Below are 18,601 nucleotides of genomic sequence, written 5' to 3'. Positions count from 1 at the left end.
CGGATGAAGAAAATTTTACTTTCAGGACTGCTGGCAATTTTTTATTGCATGGTTGCCTGTTCACAGGACACCCCCGAATGGATAAACCAGCGTCCTTCTGAAAACGATAGTTACATAGGAATCAATTATGCCAGAAAATCTGAAAAGGATTTTATAAATATCGCAAAACAAAGGGCGCTCGAAGACATTGCCTCCACTATTTTTGTTAATCTAAGCGGCGAACAATCGTTGTACAGCAACGAAAGCAATAATTCGTTCAGCCAGGAATATGAAAGCCGGATAAAAACCAGTACTGCCGCCGAAATTGAAGGCTACGAAATAGTGGATACTTATCAGGATGCAACAGAATACTGGGTATTCATCCGCTTGAACAAGGCTGTCTTTCAAAAAAGGACTGAAGAAAAAATAGCGGCAAAACTAAACAATGCCACATCTTTCCTTTCAGGTGCAGATGCAAGCCTTAAAGCCGCAAACTTTGCCGATGTTATTGTAAATCTTCAGATGGCTGAAATTGCCCTCCATGATGCCGAAAAATACAATTTTATGCTTCAAACCAATGCCAGTTATTCCTCATTGAAAAAGCAGTTTTTTACTTTCTGCAACTCTTTTTCCGAAAAAATTGTAATCATGGTTTTAGATTCAGTTGCAGGTTATTCCAATTTCAATGGAGGAAATTATTCACTAAAAGCAAAAGCAGTTTATCGCATCAGCCCGTCGAATGCCCAACCGGTTAAGGGAGTTTCCTTCCGGATACACTCTGCCGACTGTACATTGCATGATTCCCTGCTTTTTTCGGGCGAAGATGGCACAATTCATTATACCATTACTCCTTCCAATATCTCTAAAACCAGGTTTGCCTTTTCTTTCATTCCTTTTGTAAAAAATCAGTCTGGTTATTTTTCTCTGCCGGTGAAAAGTCAGGTTTCGGTCAGATTTGAGCCTTTCAAAATCATACTTACGACAGATGAGAAAACATTTGGAACTAACAAGTCAACCGTACTACTTCCAGCATTAAAAAACAGGCTTTGCAACGGAAGGTTCACATGCGTTGCACAGGAAAAAGATGCTCAATGGATTATTTCAGTTTCGGCAAATACCCGTCAGGGAGGAAGTTTTGATAACATGTGCATAGCCTATTGCGACATCACACTTACAATCGCCGACAGGTTTAGCCGTAATGTGGTATTCTCGGAATCCTTGTCAAACATAAAAGGAGTAAAACTCAACTGGGAGGATGCTTCAGCCGAAGCCTACAAAAATGCAATGAAAACCATTGATGACAAACTAATTCCAAAAATAACCGGATTTGCAGGATTGTAAGTCCGGTTATTTTCTGTTTAAAAAGGAAAATCTTCCTTATAATCAACTTTCGTATCGTTAACCTTACTATCGGGTGGCTTAGCTTTTCTATGTACAGGAACTCCCTCAACATAAATCGCCTTGTTGTGGATTGTAGGGCAGGCATATTCGCAAGCACCGCATCCAAGACAAATTTCCCAGTTAACTTTCGGAATTTTCAGTCCGTTTTTATATGGAACCATGGTAACAGCCTTTGTCGGACAATGTTCGTTGCAGGCACCGCAGGCTGTGTTGTTGTTGTAAACCACACAATTTTTTTCAACAAATACGGCAACGCCCAACTGTGTAAGTTTTTTCTCAGCAAGCGTAAGTGGCAGAATTGCTCCGTTTGGACAAACCTGAGAACAACGATTACATTCAAAGTTGCAAAAACTTGCATTGTAATCCATCACAGGTTGCATAAAACCATTCAATCCATAGGAATCGTACGAAGGTTTTAAAACCTGGGTCGGACACTGGCTGATGCAAAGATGGCAAGCTGTACAATTAAAATTAAAATATTCCAACCCTAAAGAGCCCGGAGGACAAACAGGACATTTTTTTTCATTAAATAAAGAGCCTGCGCCACTTTTCCTGAGTACCTGTCCGGCGCCCGCCATAGCAGGAATTGTAAGCGCAACCGCTGATGCGGTTTTCAAAAATGTACGGCGACTGTCATCTGTGGCAGTTGGTTCTTTTTTAGCCATCGGCATTAGTGAATATTTTACACCGTTTTTGGGACAAGTCTTCAAACAATCCATGCACCCTATGCAGCGCTGAAATTCAATTACCTTCTTTTTACTGTTGATGCAACCGGCTTTGCATTTCATCATGCAAGCTCCGCAAGAGTTACAACTCTGCTGGTCAATCCTGATTTTAAAAACAGAAATTTGGGAAACCAAGCGAAGTATCCCTCCTACCGGACAAAGCGAATTACAAAACCACCTTCCGTAAATAAAAACCGTAACAAAAAGCATCAAAAGAAAAGCAGTCGAAAACAAAATGGCTCCCGGGGAAGCAATTTCACTTTCGTAAGGGCTAAAAAAATAGATATTCTTCTGTTGAAAAAAGTTTGCCAGGTGATTATTACAAAATATAACTACTGGGCGAACAAGATTTGCGATAATTCGCCCAAAATTGCTGTAAGGTTCAAGAATTGTAAGCAGGGAAATACTTCCGGCACCAAAAATCAAAATCGTAAGCCCAAAAATAGAATAATGCAAAGCGGCAGGAGCTTTGCGGTAACGAAACCGTTTGCGGCGGAAAAGCCGTCCAAGCCAGCCTATGCCATCCTGCAAAGTACCTAAGGGGCAAAGAAAAGAGCAATATACCCTTCCGAAAAGCAGGGTAAGCAATAATACAAAAATAAATCCCGTAGCTGCAAAGGCGGCGACATTGATGAAATTCAGCAACGAGGGCATAAACTGAAGAAACAAGACCCACTTAGAGAAGATTGCCCCAAAATGAGAATACAAATCGAGAAATGCACCGGTTATAAAAAAGAAGAAAGCCAAGGAAATAATTATCCTCAATATTCTTAAAAGATTGAATTTTTTCATTATCACTACAGGATAATCCTGTTTATTTTCATGTTTTTAAGGTCGGTCCTACCGAGTTTCATTTCTTTGGCAATCTGTATGTACGAAATATCTTCGGGTTCTTTTCCGAAAATTTTTACAGAAGCAGCATCGGCAGCAAGGATGTCCTTCGAAATTACCATTTGTTTCATCAGCGAAATATCTTTTTCCGATACTCCACGTGGACCGTTTTTCATCATCACCCGGTAAGCATCCACTATGTTAAGGTCGGGTTTGCGGAAAGTGGCAAAATCGGCTATGCACTGGTGGAGGTCGGTACGATGCCAGTACTGTCTGTCCCATACAATGCCCATGAGGTTTTTCATCGAAATGGTAACATCGGCAGCCATGTGGTTTTTTAAAATGGGAACATTGATAAACACATCCGAATCGAGTATTAATTCGTGGACTTTGGCTTTTTTGAGTTTCTTCCCGTTTTTTACATCTACCTGTTGGTAGTTTGCCTCTGAATTGCCCGGGGCAATCTTTCCGCCGGCATCTTTTACGGCTTTTTCAATGCCGCTGTTCTTATAACATTTAGCCCAATTGTCGCAGGTATTATCAAAAACAAAGACTTCTTTGGCTCCTGCATCGAGGCAGTGTTTAACGATGGAATAAATCAATTTAGGATTTGTATCTCCGCCTCGTTCGGGGCTTACATCCCACCCTATGTTAGGTTTTACCACTACTTTCTGACCTTTTTTCACAAAAGCCGTCATCCCCCCTAATGAACGGATGGCTTTTTCAAACATCACATCCGGTTCGCCACCCTTTACGGCTACAAGGTCGTACAAAGGAGGCAGCATATTTGATGCCGCAAGCATCTCACCATAGCTTCCCAGAGTGAAACCTGCCCCGGCAATAGCCCCAATTCCGAGGCTGCTTTTCAGAAAATCACGACGTTTCATAATGAATAAATTGCGAGTAAAAATAAAACTTCTTTCAATACCTTTGCAACTTATCTAAAAAATTTACACTAACAATGGAATCTATCAGCGAAATATACCGCATTGGCTACGGTCCTTCGAGCAGCCACACCATGGGACCCAAAAAAGCCGCCGAGACATTTTTATCACAACAACCTGATGCCGACCATTACAAGGTTACCCTTTTCGGAAGCCTTGCCGCTACCGGAAAAGGGCACCTTACCGATAAAGCCCTCATAAACACTTTTTCACCATTTCCTATCGAAATTGACTGGGAACCATCTGTTTTTCTTCCTTTTCATCCCAATGCCATGACTTTTGAGGCTTTCGATTCAGAAAACCGGCAGTTGGCAGAATGGACTGCCTACAGCATAGGAGGCGGAGCCATTGTTGATGAAAAATCTTCACTGCAACCCCGGAAAGAAATTATTTATGAACACCAAAAAATGAATGAAATCCTTGAATGGTGCTTTAAAAACGGAGCTTCATTTTGGGAGTACGCTGAAGCACATGAGAAAGAAGAATTCTGGGATTATCTTTACCAGGTGTGGAAAGTGATGAAATCGGCAGTAGTGCGGGGAATAGAACACGAAGGCGTTTTACCTGGAATTATTCACCTACCACGTAAAGCTTCAGCATATTATATTAAGGCAAAGAGTTACCGGGGCTCGATGAAACGCCGGGGGCTTGCTTTTTCTTACGCTCTTGCCGTGGCTGAGGAAAATGCTTCAGGAGGGAAAATAGTTACGGCTCCTACATGCGGCTCGAGCGGTGTACTGCCTGCAGTTTTGTATGTTTTGCAGGAAACTCATGATTTTTCGGAGCAGAAAATAATCCGTGCGCTGGCAACTGCCGGTTTAATTGGAAATCTTGTAAAGAAAAATGCTTCCATTTCGGGTGCTCAGGTAGGTTGCCAGGGCGAGATAGGAACAGCCTGTGCCATGGCATCAGGGGCTGCCGCACAACTTTTCGGCGGGACACCCTACCAGATAGAATATGCTGCCGAAATGGGGCTTGAACACCACCTCGGACTTACCTGCGACCCCGTTGCCGGGCTGGTTCAAATCCCTTGCATCGAACGGAATGCTTTTGCCGCCTCACGGGCACTGGATGCCTGCAGCTTTGCCATGCTTTCCGACGGGAAACACCGAATAAGCTTCGACCGTATCGTAAACGTGATGAACCAAACGGGGCACGACCTGCCAAGCATCTACAAAGAAACTTCTGAAGGTGGACTGGCACTTTCCAAGGCTTCTTTCTACAAAAAAAATGAAACGAATCCCTAAACCGGAGTTACAAAACCCTATTTGTATTTTTCGTCAGCCGGTTTAAGCGAAATAAACTTTTTGGGCATAGGAGATGTGATGATTACCTGCTTTTTGGTATAAGGATGGAAAAAACCGAACGAAAAAGCATGCAGGCGTATCCTGCGGACGAATTCTTTATCGGCTCCATATTTATAATCACCCACAATTGGACATTTAAGGTCGGAAAGATGTACCCGTATCTGGTTTTTTCTTCCGGTTTCTAATTTCACTTCTAACAGGGTGTGTAAAGGATATTTTTTAATCACCCTGTAATGGGTGATGGCTAATTTGGCATCTGCACTTTCCTTTACCGAGAATATTTTTTCCTTGTATTCTTTAAGCCAGCTACGGATGATACCTTCGTCTAAGGCAGGGTGTCCTTCTACGAGGGCATAGTACAACTTTTCGGTATCCTGCCAGTTATCTTTCAGGCGCTGCATGGCTTCCTCTGTTTTTGCAATTACAAGTATGCCCGAAACTTCCTTATCGAGGCGGTGGACAATGTGCGCGCGCTGTTTACCTCGGGAAGATTCTTTTATGTAAGCGGTAACTGCCTTCAATGCGGTGTCGGTTTTGGCACTCACTTCACCGGCTGAAAGTAAGCCAGCGGGTTTATCAACAGCTATGTACCATTCATCTTCAAACAAAACCGGAAACAGCGGCTTTTGAGTAGCCTTAAATTTTTGGGGCGGTTTTACTATCTCGAGTTCATCACCAGCATTAAGTACAGAATCTATCCTGTTTGCCGGAACGCCATTTACTTTAATGGCACCGTAGCCCAGCAGGCTGCGTATTTTGGTTTTCGACTGTATCCCTTTCTCCTTTTGGAGATACTCAAGCAAGATAGTGGAGTATTTTACTTTTTCCATTGTAAATTATTGCTTTGCAAAGATAGGGTTTAGGTTTCAGATTTTAGTAGCAAGGGAAGTATTTGAGCTAAAAAAATGGGTGATTGGTAAAAGTCTTCGTTTAAGGAGGTTTACTTTGCTTGAAAAACAAATCCTGTCCAGCATGTCTCACCTGATAAACAGATTTAGTATTAACCCAAATTCTGTCAAGTCTTTTTAAGACGATACAGTCTGAGCTTTACAGATGCTTATTTGATAAATGAGGATGCTTGTTTGAAAGTTATGGATGGCTTTTTGCTTTTAGCTTTTAGCTTTTAGCTGTTTGTTTAGTCCTGAATAGAAATTATTTTTTTCTGAATCCGGTATATGATATCTCTGTGGGAGATCAAAACCTGGAGAGGGATATTTTCATTTGTTATTAATTTTATAATTTATTGGTCAAATAGCCTGCCCCGATTTCTCGGGGGAATATCCATAAAATATTATTCTCGGTTGGTATAGGCATAGCCCTTATGGACATTTCATCATTTTAAATGCATTGCATGACATTTCAGTTAAAATTCATTGTTTATTAAAAAAAATCTATGCATAATTGAACAATTCCCTATAACAGAAAAAAGTTTGCAAAAAATAAAAAGCCCATTTGATGATTTGTAAAAAATTAGTATTTTTACTTTTTAAAAAATAAATAATGAATGACACTAATCATACATATACGTCCAAAACGAGAAGCAATAGTATGATTTTGTCATAGATATAAACGAGTTAGCAGTCACCCTAAAAAAAACAGACACCGCACAAATGAAAAAATCTGACTTAAATAAAGTAGTTTTTTACTCAAAAGAAGATATGGCAGGTGGACACCAACTCCAAAAAGGAGAACATATTTTAAGGTCTGACAAAAAATCAAATTACACAGATATTAACGATATTTTTGAACTATACAACATAAAAAAATACATTGACAACGAATTGTATTTGATAAGTTGGACTAACGATGACATTACCAATTTCAAACAAAAAGCAACAGAATTTGGAAAAGTCATAGGGCAATTTATGGCTACAATTAACGACAGTAACGTTGTAAATTTATATGAAAAAACTTTGCAAAATTACGTTCATTCGTTTTGGGAATTGGTCAATAATCAAAGTGTATTCAAGCGAATTTCTAAGCCTATTTTTAGTGACATTCTTTCAAATGAGCCACACATAATACACGAGATTTTAACTCACAAAAACATAGTTGACCATTACGATAAAGAAATTAGACTTTTCTTATTGACATATTCTCAATCTGCTGAAATATTACTTTCGGTTTATGAGGTCAAAGATGATTTTCAAAAAAATCAAAAATTTATTCCTAAAAGTTTATCCGTCGATGATAAGGAAACGATTCTTTCAAACTATTTAGATTCCAATGATGTGAACTATAATTACATTGGTCTCATTCAAAACGTAAGAAACAGGAATGATTTTAAGGTGTATGATAAAACACGCTTAAAAGCGAAACGTTTGCACAAAAGCGAAACTGAGAAATTCTTCGCTGAAAACAATGGAATGAAATATGGTGTTTCAGTTAGTTTTCCTGAAAAAACAAGCAAAGTTAAAGACGGTGTTATTGATGAGAATTTCATAATAAACTATACATACAGCTTAGATTTCATTAAGCAAAACTGTGACCCATATTCGCTATTTCAAAATTTTAAATTTTTATTCGAATACATTGACCTTCAACATAGAATTAATCTTGTAAGCAAGAAAAATAAAATGGGCGTATTTGAAAGAATTATGGGCGTCCATTCCCAAAATGAATACAGAGGAGGAACAGAATTTAATCTAATGGAGATGACCTCGCATCTTCAAATAGTAGCCTACAATAAAGTACTTAGCGACTTAGGTATCTTGTTGGAAAATGTTTTGCATCAAGTTTTCACTTCATCATTCCAAGAAAAGTTCGAGTTTGCAAACAATGCAAGTTTCTCAATACCTACAGCTATATCATACTTCGAAAAAGTAAGATTACTAGCTCCTGAGTTTGAGTCAGTATTAAAACAATTCAAACTTTTTGTTGAAGACGGAAGTATAGATTTTGAACTTTTACAAATTTCATCTAATCCAACCGCCATAAAAGACATTCCTAGCTTAATCAAAAGTAAGTATTTATACTTCAACGAAGAAAATAAAGAAATGGTGGGTTGTATAAATCTGTTCTTCTCTGACCAAACCTTACTTGCTTTTGTTGAACCCTTTAAAGAAAAGCATTATCATACTTTTTTCGATTTACTTGCAAACGAGGAAGTAAAATATAGCAGTTATGAGGCACATCAAAAACCTCAATTAAATTATTTAATTGACAAAGGGTTTATAAATATTGACAGCAACGATTTTATTCAAATCACAAATCCAGCAAGAGTAATAATACTTAAAGATTTATATCTCAATGAAGTTGCTTCTTTCTATCGTTATTCGTTTGAATTGCGACAAGAAGCCCAACAGATGGAGGTTGAGAAAATTATATTCTTTGATAGCACTTTGTTTTCCAAACCAGAACAAGACTATTTTAATTATTTCCTGAACAAAAGTGAATTTACAAATGGCTTAGATTTAAGGAATAGTTATTTACACGGAACTCAAGCAAAACCGGATGAAATACAAAAGCACGAGTATGCCTATTTTACATACTTAAAACTGCTAATCTTGACATTTTTGAAAATAGAAGATGATTTAATAATTTATAAAGCGGTTAAAAATAGAAAATGAAAGGGCGAACTGCTAACATCGTGTATAAAACATTGGGATTAAGGTGGTTAAATCAAGCGTTCTGCCCCGCATCGGCGTTTGTGTCGGTGGATAGAAACGAAGCCCGCAATCCCCAACGTTTCATACACGCAACCGTTAGCCACAACCAAAACGAAGATCAGCGAACATAAAATCAAATAAACAAACATGAGAACAATATTGAGAATATTAATAGCAACAACATTTTTGATAATAGCCTGTGATAAGGAAAAGGTGGGAATCCCCAAATTACCTAATTATGGAAATATACAGGGAAATAATCAATCTGGTTATTTCCTTGAGACCTTAGCTAATCCAATTTCTATTGAGATTTCTAATCCCAATATTCATAGAGTTGAATACCATGTAACAAAAGGAGGCGGAGCAGTTCTTCAAGAAAAACATATCAAGGGTGAATTATATTATTCGGCCTGTAATGATTCAAATACGTATATTTCAACTGTCTTCGAGGTAAATGGATTTAATCAAAAGGTTACTTTATGCAATAAATGGCTTTTAGGGTGTGAAATTGAAAATGAATTAATGGTCTTTTTAATTGATACAAACTATATAAAACCAGTTGATACTATAGTTTTTACTGCAAGTGCAATAAAAAGAGAGAATTGGAATAGAGCATGCGGATTTGATATTTTTAAATCACCATTTCCTGATCCAACCGACTTTAGTTTTGATGGAGGTAAACTTGATATAAACCCAAATGGAGATATTTGGCTACTTAATTCTTATCCTGTATATAAATCAACTGATAATGGTCAAACATTTGAAAAGATATACAATGAAGTACTAAAAGAAAATCAGTATTCTATAGATGATGCCGCAATTAGTCCAAATGGTCGAATATTTTTTGGTACTAGGAATAATGGAATTATTGTTTCAAAAGATAATGGTAAGAATTGGAATTATTCAAATATTGGATTATCATCAAAGTACTACATTAGACGATTTGAATTTTTCAATAATACAGAATGCTTGTGTAATTCAGCCGCAAATGGTATTTTCTATTCAAACAATATGGGAGATAGTTGGAAAAAGCTTAATGTCAGTTACAACCATTATGAGATAAACGAATATTTAAGTGTTGTAAAGATTGAAAACACCATATTAATGATTGATGAATGGAGTCATCTAATAAAATCCTCAAACAATGGAGAGACATGGGAATTAGTTGGTTATTATATTTCAGATTATAACAATTTATGTGAGCTTGTAACTTATGAAGGTGCTGTTTACGCAGAAACTGAAAAGGGAGGGACTTACTCAATTTTTAAATCGGTAGATAAAGGAAATTCTTGGATTAAAATTACTGATATTCAATGTTATAATGAAATCAATGTAAAAAACGTATTAAATCCAGAAAGACTTTTTTATTATGTTGACAAGCCCTGCAATTCACTTTATGATGCAAAAAAAATATACTACATTGACGTAAATGGACAAAAAGGTACTTTGATTGATAATTTACCAGATAAAGGTTTTAATGATTTCATTGTACTTCCTAGTGGGAGAATGATTTTATCTCCATCTGAAAAGGGAGGGTTATTCTATAAAGATTGAAAATTGGCAGTGGCTAACACAGTGTATACATCATGCGGGTTTCAGAGGTTTTCGAGGGTTCTAGCTCGTATTTAGGTTTTCCCTCGGTGGACAATAGTAAAGCATTGAAATCCCGCACGCTACATGGCGCCTGGCGTTACCTGCAAGGTTAAAAGAACAGATTCACTATGAAAATTAAGCAAGTAAAATTAAAAAAAGCTGGACTTATCCCGCTGAGCGGAGAAAAAATCAGCAGATATGAACCGAGCATGTTAGTTAAACACAAACACGGATGGAAATCTCATATGCGAGTTCCATCCGACCTTAATCCAAAATTATTTACGGATGAAACAGTATTTAAAAAACGATTTTGATTTCTCAAAACTAATTGATGTATTTGATGAATTACCAATTTGGTCTGCTCCATTTGGACTTAAATTGCTTGATTATATCAATTATAAAACAAACATTTCAGCAGTTGACTTAGGATTTGGGACAGGTTTCCCATTGACTGAAATTGCTTTGCGACTTGGTGATAGTTCTGTAGTTTATGGAATTGACCCATGGAAAGATGCAATTGAAAGAGTTAATAAAAAGGTTAATTATTACGGTTTAACAAATGTTAGGATTATTGAGGGTGTTGCTGAATTTATCCCATTGGATAACGATTCAATTGATTTAATTACAAGTAATAATGGGATTAATAATGTTAATGATATAGATAAGGTCTTATCAGAATGTTCAAGGATTATAAAACAAGGTGGACAATTTGTTCAGACCATGAATACAGATAAGACTATGTTCGAGTTTTATGGACAATTAGAACAAGTACTATCGGATTTGCACATGGATAAAGAGATTGATTTAATGCGTCAACATATTTTGTATAAACGACCACCGATTGATAAAATGATTTCAATGATTCAAAAACATGGATTTGGAATTAAGGATTTGGAACACGACCAATTTAATTATAGATTTGCTAACGGGACAGCACTGTTAAACCACTATTTCATTCGTTTAGCCTTTATGGATTCATGGATTAAATTATTGCCTTCGGATAAAGTTGAACAAATATTTGATACAATTGAATTAAGATTAAATGAGCAATCAAAGATATTAGATGGGATAAAACTTAGTATTCCCTATGTATTGATAAATGCGATAAAAGAATAATAATTACGTGGGCTAATAAATAGGCACGAAGTCCCGGCTGAGCGGCAAATGCTTTACCGCCCGGAACAAAGCGGAATTTACAATTCCGCAGAATAAAAAGTAAAAATGAAGTAAATGAAAACAGAAAATTACAAATTTTCTAAAGTTCCGAGCAGAATTGCAACCTAGCTCAAAGAACCAAGCTGCAACTGAAGCAAACAAAATCCCTGCTTAACTTGTTTCATTGCCATAAAGTTTTTTAATCATGGCAAAAACAATCATCCATTCAGCCAAAAGCCGCGGGCATGCAACCCATGGATGGCTCGATACTTTTCATACTTTTAGTTTTGCAAATTATTACAATCCCGAACGCATTCATTTCGGTGCATTACGAGTACTGAACGACGATACTATCGAAGGAGGGATGGGTTTTGATACCCATCCTCACGACAACATGGAAATTATTACCATCCCGCTTGAAGGAGATCTTGAACACAAAGATAGCCTGGGGAATACAGGAGTAATAAAACATGGTGACGTACAGGTAATGAGCGCAGGAACAGGCATCCTTCATAGTGAGTACAATAAGAACAAAGATAAAAGAGTACAACTGCTGCAGATTTGGATTTTCCCAAACCGCAAAAGCGTTACCCCCCGTTACGATCAAATTACCTTGCATCTTTCCGACAGGCAAAACAAATTGCAGCAAATCCTTTCTCCCAATCCTGGCGATGCCGGTGTATGGATTTACCAGGATGCTTGGTTTCATATTGGAAAATTCGGCAAAGAGTTTGGCAGCGATTATACCCTCAAATCAAAAGGAAATGGGGTTTACATCTTTGTAATAAGCGGTGAAATTACCATAGATAATCAGGTGCTCAACACACGCGACGGAATGGGTATCTGGGAAACAAACACATTCTTCATCAAAGCCTCCAGCAATGCTGAATTTTTGCTGATGGAGGTGCCTATGCAATGGTAATTACTCCTGTAAAATTATTCAATATATTGCTCTTTTTATGCTTCTCGGCATTCTGCAGACTAAATTGCTACCTTTGCCGACTACATAAAAAAATCCAGCAATTTATCCCATGCGAAAAAAAACATTTCCGATAATAGAAAAAGTACTTTTTACCGATGCCGGAGCCGAAGGGATGTCGGTTGCGCGAATTAACACGATGGTTTTATTCGTACCCAACGTGGTTCCCGGCGATGTAGCTGACGTGCAAATTACCCGTAAAAGGAAATCGTATATGGAAGGTAAAGCCATTGCTTTTCATTCTTATTCAACTGCACGCACAGAGCCTGGCTGCATACACTTCGGGCTTTGCGGAGGTTGTAAATGGCAAAACATGGACTATGCCCACCAGTTATTGTACAAACAAAAGCAAGTGGAGGACAATTTCCGCCGTATCGGGAAGTTTGATTTCCCCGTTGTCTTGCCCATTTTAGGCTCTGAAAAGAAATATTTTTACCGGAACAAACTGGAATATACGTTTTCAAACCACAAATGGTTTACCACCCCTCCTACTGGCGAAAAAGAAAGCAGCCTGGGTTTGGGTTTTCATATGCCCCAACTCTTCGACCGTGTGCTCGACATTACCGAATGCCACCTGCAACCGCATCCTTCCAATGCCATACGATTAGAGGTAAGGGCATATGCGGTACAAAACAATCTGGATTTTTTTGATGCGCGAAATCACACGGGTTTTTTAAGGAATATCATTATCCGGAATAATGTTGCAGGACAGTTCATGGTTATCTTGGTAGTTAATGAAGATTTACCCAATAAATACCAGCCTCTGCTTGCACACATAGCTTCCGTTTTCCCTGAAATAGTTTCGCTTATGTATGTTGTAAACGAAAAGAAAAACGATACTATTTCCGATTTGCCTGTCAGGTTGTACAGCGGAGAACCTTTTCTGATGGAAAAAATGGAAGACTTACAGTTTAAAATAGGTCCCATTTCCTTTTACCAAACCAATCCCGGCCAGGCAGAAACTTTGTACAAAGTTGCCCGGGAGTTTGCTGATTTACACGGTAACGAAACAGTTTACGACCTTTACACCGGAACTGGAACCATTGCAATTTTCGTTGCCAGTAAGGCAGCAAAGGTGATAGGAATAGAATATGTTCCTTCGGCAGTGGAGGATGCCAAAATAAATGCAGGAATTAACGGAATTTCTAACGCACATTTTTTTGCCGACGACCTGGCAGCACTTTTTACTGATAATTTCGTTGCAGAACAAGGGTATCCTGATGTCGTAATCACAGACCCGCCCCGTTCGGGCATGCATCCCAAAGTGATAGCACAATTATTGCAAATTGAACCAAAACGCATAATATATGTAAGTTGCAATCCTGCTACCCAGGCACGCGACATCGCATTACTTGCCGAAAAATACAGTGTGGAAAAGGTACAACCTGTGGATATGTTCCCGCATACCCAGCATGTGGAGAATGTTAGTCTTCTTGTCAGAAAATCATAACGACATGTAAGATGTATAATGGTTTTCGATAATAGCCGGAACCATATCTGCGTCAAAGCTCATTCCATCCAATTCATAATGTGCCTGTTTGTAATAATACTCGCGTTCGGCAAGTTGGTTTTTTACAAATAACGCCACTTCTTCGTCGGTTTTGCCCATAAGCAAAGGGCGTTTGGTTTTCGAGGCTGCTAAGCGGTTTATCAATACACCCTCCTGCATTTTAATGTAAAATGTAATGCCGGTACGGTTCATCCATTCCATGTTATTGTTAAAACAAGGAGTTCCGCCTCCGGTGGAAATAACATAATTTTCATTTTCAGAAAGCGAACGCAATACGTTACTTTCTATTTTCCGGAAAGCATCTTCACCATATTTAAGAAAGAAGTCGAAAACACTGAGCCTATATCGGCTTTCAATTTCCTGGTCAAGGTCAAAAAAATCAATATTTAATCTGTTAGAAATCCTATTTCCCTGGGTAGTTTTCCCACTTCCCATGTAGCCTACCAGGAATATTTTTTTTAGATTATTCACAATTATTTAAAAATAAATCATATAAAATAAGAAGAAATCCAGTAGCATTTTTCAGTATCAAAGTCTCTGCTCATTAAAAGTTTCTTCAGAAGTTTGTTTTTTAACTGCACAAATGTAAGAATAAAAAACGGCAGAAAGATTATCAGATTCATCATTTCAAAGGTTTAAGAAATCTTTCATTGTAAAAACACCTTTTTTATCTTTAACCCATTCTGCAGCCGACAAAGCTCCGGTTACAAAACCACTTCGGTTGTACGCCGAATGGGTAATGGTTATGTTATCCGATGACGATTCATAATGCACTGCATGGGTACCCGGAACAGTTCCTGTTCTTTCAGAGAGGATAGAGAGGGTATCAGCATCATTAGTAGCCTGGTTTACCCATTTTGTTTTTCCGGGATTACATTTCATAATATCGTGGGCAAGCGTAATGGCGGTACCACTGGGCGCATCCAGTTTGTGAATATGGTGTACTTCTTCTATGCCGATACCATATTCCGGATGTTCCCGCATTAAAGTTGCCAGTAATTTATTAATCTCAAAAAATATATTTACCCCAATGCTGAAATTTGAAGCATAGAACAATGTTCCGTTTTTTTCGTTACAGTATCCGGTTATGTATTCCAAATGGCTTAGCCATCCCGTTGTGCCACAAACAACCGGAACCTGATTATCAAAACATCTTTTCAGATTATCAACAACAGCATCCGGGGTTGAAAACTCAAGGGCAACATCGGCAGTGATAAAAGCACTTTGCTTTACGCTCCACTGTTCCGAATTATCAATGCGAGCGCAAATTTCATGACCTCGCTCTATGGCAGTTTTTTCAATCTCCCTACCCATTTTTCCGTAACCAATAAGTGCTATTTTCATCCGTAAATAATTTTAAATTAAGGTCGGATGGAGCTCGCATGTGAGATTTTCATCCGTGTTTGTGTTTAACGAACATGCTTGGTTCATTTGTTATTAATTATTAATATGGTTTAAAATATTTTCATTTGGTTTCGAATCCGTATCACTTATGAGACCAATACAAAATAAACATTTTAAAATCTGAAAGTTAAACGAACACCCGGTTGGGGCTGAAAAGATAAAGGTTTGCATTGTATTGCAGGTTCAATATGCATAGACAAATCATCACTGATGTCGTAGTCGAAAAAATGGGCATCCACTGTAGCATCAACTACATTCAATAGATACCAAACTCCGGAAAGAATATACGTAAGTTCCAATCTTCGTCTGTAATAATCTTTTGCTGTTAACAATTGGTCCTGATTATATTTACCAACATACGGGTTAGAAATGGGGCTGGTATCCCCGCTGGCTACATAGCGATATGCTTCCTTGAATTTACTGTATTCATCATTATTTGTTAAAAGATAATAACCTAAAACACCGAATCCTGCATATATTACAGGTATTTTCCAGTACTTATGGTTATATGCCTGCCCCAGTCCTGGTAATACCATAGAAAACACCGTGGCTTTATGAGGCGAATGTGTAGGCTTTATATTTACAGCTTTTTCTTTTACAATTGAATCAGAAGTTATTGGCTTTTGAGCAAAAGTAGAGCAGCTAAATACAAACAACAATAATAGTATTATTACAAAACAACTTTTTTTAATAGCCAAAATAAATTTGATAAATTAATTTTTATAAAAAGATACTTAAAATAGTTAGCTGTTCATTAAACTGATAATCCTGTCAAGCTCCTTTGCCGAAGAGAATGGGATTACAATCTTTCCTTTTCCTTTATCAGTTACAGTAAGGTTAACTTTAACCTGGAAACGGAATTTCAGCACTTCTTTCACTTTGCTTAATTCATCCGGTAAGACAATATTTTTATCCTTTTTAGCTTGTGATTCAATATCATTTAATTTACGAACCCATTCTTCCACTTTTCTTACCGGAAGGTCCTTTTCAAGAATATTTTTCAGAATGGTGAGTTGTTTTTCCACGTCATCCACATTGATGAGGGCTCTTGCATGCCCCATGCTGATTTTATTGTCACGTAAGGCAATTTGAATTTCCGGAGGCAATTTCAACAAACGCAGGAAGTTAGTTATTGTGCTACGATTTTTCCCTACCTGGTTGCCCAATTCTTCCTGTGTAATTTCACATTCTTCTATCAATCGTTTGTAACTAATGGCTATTTCCATAGGATTCAGGTTTTCGCGCTGTATATTTTCAACAAGTGCCATTTCGAGCATTTGTTTATCGTTTGCCACCCTTATATAAGCAGGGATATTTTGCAAACCGGCAATATGCGATGCCCGCAACCTTCGTTCACCCGAAATCAATTGATAAGTATCAAAACCCATCTTTCTTACAGTGATGGGCTGAATAATACCTTGCTCCCGAATAGATTGTGCCAATTCTTCAAGAGCTTCAACTTCAAAATCTGTTCGAGGTTGGAAAGGATTGGCTTCAATAGCGGAAACAGGAATATTTGCAATGGCACCTGCTACATAATTCCCGGAAATATCGGTGGATGTTATGTCGGTTTCAGGACTTTCCAGTATTGCACTTAACCCCCTGCCGAGGGCTTTTTTTTTAGGGTTCATTGGCAATATCTATTTGTTTGTCAGATGAATTAATTTTTGTAAGAGAATTTTTTTGCAAAATCTCGCGGGCAAGATTTAGATAGTTGACAGCACCTACGCTACTTGCATCGTGCATAATAATGGTTTCACCAAAACTGGGAGCTTCACCTAATCTTGTATTTCTGTTGATTAACGTTTCAAAAACCATTTGTTGAAAATGGGTTTTAACTTCTTCCACTACCTGGTTCGACAAACGCAACCGAGTATCATACATGGTTAGTAAAATTCCTTCAATATCTAACTCGGGATTTAAACGGGATTGTACAATTTTTATAGTGTTGAGCAACTTGCCAAGCCCTTCCAAAGCAAAATATTCACATTGAACGGGTACTATAACAGAGTCAGCTGCGACTAAAGCATTTACAGTAACCAAACCCAATGATGGCGAGCAATCTATTACAATAAAATCATAATCATTTTTTATGTGTTGAATAACATTTTTCATCATTTTCTCCCTATGTGGCATGTTAATCATCTCAATTTCAGCACCAACAAGGTCAATATGGGCAGGTAATAAATCCAGGTTAGGAGTGGAAGTGGAAATGATTACATTTTTGGGGTCAATATCATCGAGCAGGCATTCATAAATGCTTGTTTTGATAATTTTGGGGTCAAAACCTACACCAGACGTTGTATTTGCCTGAGGGTCTGCATCAATTAATAATGTGCGATATTCCAGTACGGCAAAACTCGCACTTAAATTGATTGCAGTAGTGGTTTTTCCAACCCCTCCTTTTTGATTGGCAATAGTTATGACTTTCCCCATAAAAAAACTACTCTATATAAATGAATTTATGCTATTTAAAAAATAAAATAATGATGTAACCCCCATCTGTCATTTTCTTTTCAAATGATTGCACAAAAATACACGTTTTAAAAAAACTTTGCGTAAAGGATGGTAAATGTTAATAAGTTTTGTGCAAGGTGATAAAAATGCCACGCAGCGAACTTAATCTTTTTTCGTTCATTTATATATAACATCTTCTAAATCAGAATTCTTTGTTTCAATATGCACAAATTCTTCATGAGGGGTAAGTAACAGATTTTGGGTAGCATTTTCCTTAACTGCTTTCAGTCCGCTTATAAACTTTTCAAGTTGATCCAAATAAAGCAGAATTTTGTTCTTATGATAGTAAAACTTACCGCTTTCGCTGTTATATAGCTTTTTGCTTTCTGTAATTATTAAATAGTAGTCATTATTTCTAGTCAATTTTATATCAAAAAAATACGTCCGTTTTCCAGCCTTTACTAATTTGGAAAAAATAACTTCTTGTTTGAAAATTTTTTCTGGTTCTTCCATGGTTTACAATGAATTACTAAATAAATAGTCGGGCATAAAAGCTACAAATAAACAAACTAAAAAAATTTATTTTTAGTATTTTTTGTTTAAAAAAAACAATTCAAAACTGAACCGCAATATACTTCTTTTTTAAATCCAAAAATATTCCTAATATTATTTTAAATTTGCAGTCGTTTTACTTTTTTGCGAAAACAA

General features: G+C 37.4%; 16 protein-coding genes. 7 read left to right on the top strand and 9 right to left on the bottom strand.

The features are described 5' to 3' along the window. The first annotated feature begins 3 nt into the window (after window positions 1-3). The gene (locus tag M0R21_00770; GenBank protein ID MCK9616348.1) at window positions 4-1,320 is read left to right on the top strand and encodes an LPP20 family lipoprotein; all 1,317 of its coding nucleotides are present in this window, start codon (window positions 4-6) and stop codon (window positions 1,318-1,320) included. Window positions 1,321-1,337: 17 nt separating this feature from the next. Here M0R21_00770 and M0R21_00765 read toward each other — a convergent pair whose 3' ends face one another. Further along, window positions 1,338-2,897 (bottom strand): 4Fe-4S dicluster domain-containing protein, encoded by a 1,560-nt coding sequence (locus tag M0R21_00765; protein ID MCK9616347.1) that lies wholly within the window; start codon window positions 2,895-2,897, stop codon window positions 1,338-1,340. Between the two features lie 5 nt (window positions 2,898-2,902). After that, window positions 2,903-3,823 (bottom strand): DUF362 domain-containing protein, encoded by a 921-nt coding sequence (locus tag M0R21_00760; GenBank protein ID MCK9616346.1) that lies wholly within the window; start codon window positions 3,821-3,823, stop codon window positions 2,903-2,905. Between the two features lie 74 nt (window positions 3,824-3,897). On the opposite strand from M0R21_00760, the gene M0R21_00755 reads away from it, so the two are divergent. Further along, on the top strand, window positions 3,898-5,127 hold the full coding sequence (locus M0R21_00755; protein ID MCK9616345.1) for an L-serine ammonia-lyase: 1,230 nt from the start codon (window positions 3,898-3,900) through the stop codon (window positions 5,125-5,127). Window positions 5,128-5,144: 17 nt separating this feature from the next. On the opposite strand, the gene M0R21_00750 is transcribed toward M0R21_00755, so the two are convergent. Next, complete coding sequence (locus M0R21_00750; protein ID MCK9616344.1) at window positions 5,145-6,017, bottom strand: RluA family pseudouridine synthase; 873 nt, start codon at window positions 6,015-6,017, stop codon at window positions 5,145-5,147. A 780-nt stretch (window positions 6,018-6,797) separates the two neighbouring features. On the opposite strand from M0R21_00750, the gene M0R21_00745 reads away from it, so the two are divergent. The 5 genes from M0R21_00745 to rlmD all read left to right on the top strand — a co-directional run bounded on the left by M0R21_00745 (window position 6,798) and on the right by rlmD (window position 13,972). Beyond that, window positions 6,798-8,756 carry a hypothetical protein gene (locus M0R21_00745; GenBank protein MCK9616343.1) on the top strand — a complete coding sequence of 653 codons (1,959 nt, stop codon included), beginning with the start codon at window positions 6,798-6,800 and terminating at the stop codon, window positions 8,754-8,756. Between the two features lie 186 nt (window positions 8,757-8,942). Next, window positions 8,943-10,349, top strand: a complete 1,407-nt coding sequence (locus M0R21_00740; protein ID MCK9616342.1) for a hypothetical protein — start codon at window positions 8,943-8,945, stop codon at window positions 10,347-10,349. Between the two features lie 324 nt (window positions 10,350-10,673). Further along, window positions 10,674-11,504 (top strand): class I SAM-dependent methyltransferase, encoded by an 831-nt coding sequence (locus tag M0R21_00735; GenBank protein ID MCK9616341.1) that lies wholly within the window; start codon window positions 10,674-10,676, stop codon window positions 11,502-11,504. Window positions 11,505-11,748: 244 nt separating this feature from the next. Beyond that, window positions 11,749-12,465, top strand: coding sequence for a pirin family protein (locus M0R21_00730; protein ID MCK9616340.1), 717 nt, complete (start codon window positions 11,749-11,751; stop codon window positions 12,463-12,465). 109 nt (window positions 12,466-12,574) lie between these two features. After that, a complete protein-coding gene (rlmD, locus tag M0R21_00725; GenBank protein MCK9616339.1) occupies window positions 12,575-13,972 on the top strand; it encodes a 23S rRNA (uracil(1939)-C(5))-methyltransferase RlmD in 1,398 nt (465 codons plus the stop codon). On the opposite strand, the gene M0R21_00720 is transcribed toward rlmD, so the two are convergent. The 6 genes from M0R21_00720 to M0R21_00695 all read right to left on the bottom strand — a co-directional run bounded on the left by M0R21_00720 (window position 13,967) and on the right by M0R21_00695 (window position 18,406). Next, window positions 13,967-14,503 carry a shikimate kinase gene (locus tag M0R21_00720; GenBank protein MCK9616338.1) on the bottom strand — a complete coding sequence of 179 codons (537 nt, stop codon included), beginning with the start codon at window positions 14,501-14,503 and terminating at the stop codon, window positions 13,967-13,969. The two genes, rlmD and M0R21_00720, sit on opposite strands and share 6 nt — an antisense overlap. Before the next feature lie 156 nt (window positions 14,504-14,659). After that, entirely contained in the window at window positions 14,660-15,376 is a 717-nt protein-coding gene (gene dapB / locus M0R21_00715; GenBank protein MCK9616337.1) for a 4-hydroxy-tetrahydrodipicolinate reductase, read from the bottom strand. A gap of 173 nt (window positions 15,377-15,549) precedes the next feature. Further along, entirely contained in the window at window positions 15,550-16,092 is a 543-nt protein-coding gene (locus M0R21_00710) for a DUF5683 domain-containing protein (GenBank protein ID MCK9616336.1), read from the bottom strand. Between the two features lie 87 nt (window positions 16,093-16,179). Beyond that, window positions 16,180-17,067, bottom strand: a complete 888-nt coding sequence (locus M0R21_00705; GenBank protein ID MCK9616335.1) for a ParB/RepB/Spo0J family partition protein — start codon at window positions 17,065-17,067, stop codon at window positions 16,180-16,182. Further along, a complete protein-coding gene (locus M0R21_00700) occupies window positions 17,057-17,872 on the bottom strand; it encodes an AAA family ATPase (protein MCK9616334.1) in 816 nt (271 codons plus the stop codon). The genes M0R21_00705 and M0R21_00700 overlap by 11 nt, the downstream gene beginning before the upstream one ends. A 198-nt stretch (window positions 17,873-18,070) precedes the next feature. Beyond that, window positions 18,071-18,406, bottom strand: a complete 336-nt coding sequence (locus M0R21_00695; protein MCK9616333.1) for a PUR family DNA/RNA-binding protein — start codon at window positions 18,404-18,406, stop codon at window positions 18,071-18,073. Between the last annotated feature and the right edge of the window lie 195 nt (window positions 18,407-18,601).

The organism is Lentimicrobiaceae bacterium (genome assembly GCA_023227965.1).
GTDB lineage: Bacteria > Bacteroidota > Bacteroidia > Bacteroidales > JALOCA01 > JALOCA01.
Note: the sequence above shows the minus strand (reverse complement) of the source record. Positions and strands in the feature narration are given on the sequence as shown.

Bases quoted from the DNA above. Each gene is read 5' to 3' on its own strand.
- M0R21_00770 (MCK9616348.1), top strand. From the start codon at position 4: ATGAAGAAAATTTTACTTTCAGGACTGCTGGCAATTTTTTATTGCATG.
- M0R21_00765 (MCK9616347.1), bottom strand. From the start codon at position 2,897: ATGAAAAAATTCAATCTTTTAAGAATATTGAGGATAATTATTTCCTTG.
- M0R21_00760 (MCK9616346.1), bottom strand. From the start codon at position 3,823: ATGAAACGTCGTGATTTTCTGAAAAGCAGCCTCGGAATTGGGGCTATT.
- M0R21_00755 (MCK9616345.1), top strand. From the start codon at position 3,898: ATGGAATCTATCAGCGAAATATACCGCATTGGCTACGGTCCTTCGAGC.
- M0R21_00750 (MCK9616344.1), bottom strand. From the start codon at position 6,017: ATGGAAAAAGTAAAATACTCCACTATCTTGCTTGAGTATCTCCAAAAG.
- M0R21_00745 (MCK9616343.1), top strand. From the start codon at position 6,798: ATGAAAAAATCTGACTTAAATAAAGTAGTTTTTTACTCAAAAGAAGAT.
- M0R21_00740 (MCK9616342.1), top strand. From the start codon at position 8,943: ATGAGAACAATATTGAGAATATTAATAGCAACAACATTTTTGATAATA.
- M0R21_00735 (MCK9616341.1), top strand. From the start codon at position 10,674: ATGAAACAGTATTTAAAAAACGATTTTGATTTCTCAAAACTAATTGAT.
- M0R21_00730 (MCK9616340.1), top strand. From the start codon at position 11,749: ATGGCAAAAACAATCATCCATTCAGCCAAAAGCCGCGGGCATGCAACC.
- rlmD (MCK9616339.1), top strand. From the start codon at position 12,575: ATGCGAAAAAAAACATTTCCGATAATAGAAAAAGTACTTTTTACCGAT.
- dapB (MCK9616337.1), bottom strand. From the start codon at position 15,376: ATGAAAATAGCACTTATTGGTTACGGAAAAATGGGTAGGGAGATTGAA.
- M0R21_00705 (MCK9616335.1), bottom strand. From the start codon at position 17,067: ATGAACCCTAAAAAAAAAGCCCTCGGCAGGGGGTTAAGTGCAATACTG.
- M0R21_00700 (MCK9616334.1), bottom strand. From the start codon at position 17,872: ATGGGGAAAGTCATAACTATTGCCAATCAAAAAGGAGGGGTTGGAAAA.
- M0R21_00695 (MCK9616333.1), bottom strand. From the start codon at position 18,406: ATGGAAGAACCAGAAAAAATTTTCAAACAAGAAGTTATTTTTTCCAAA.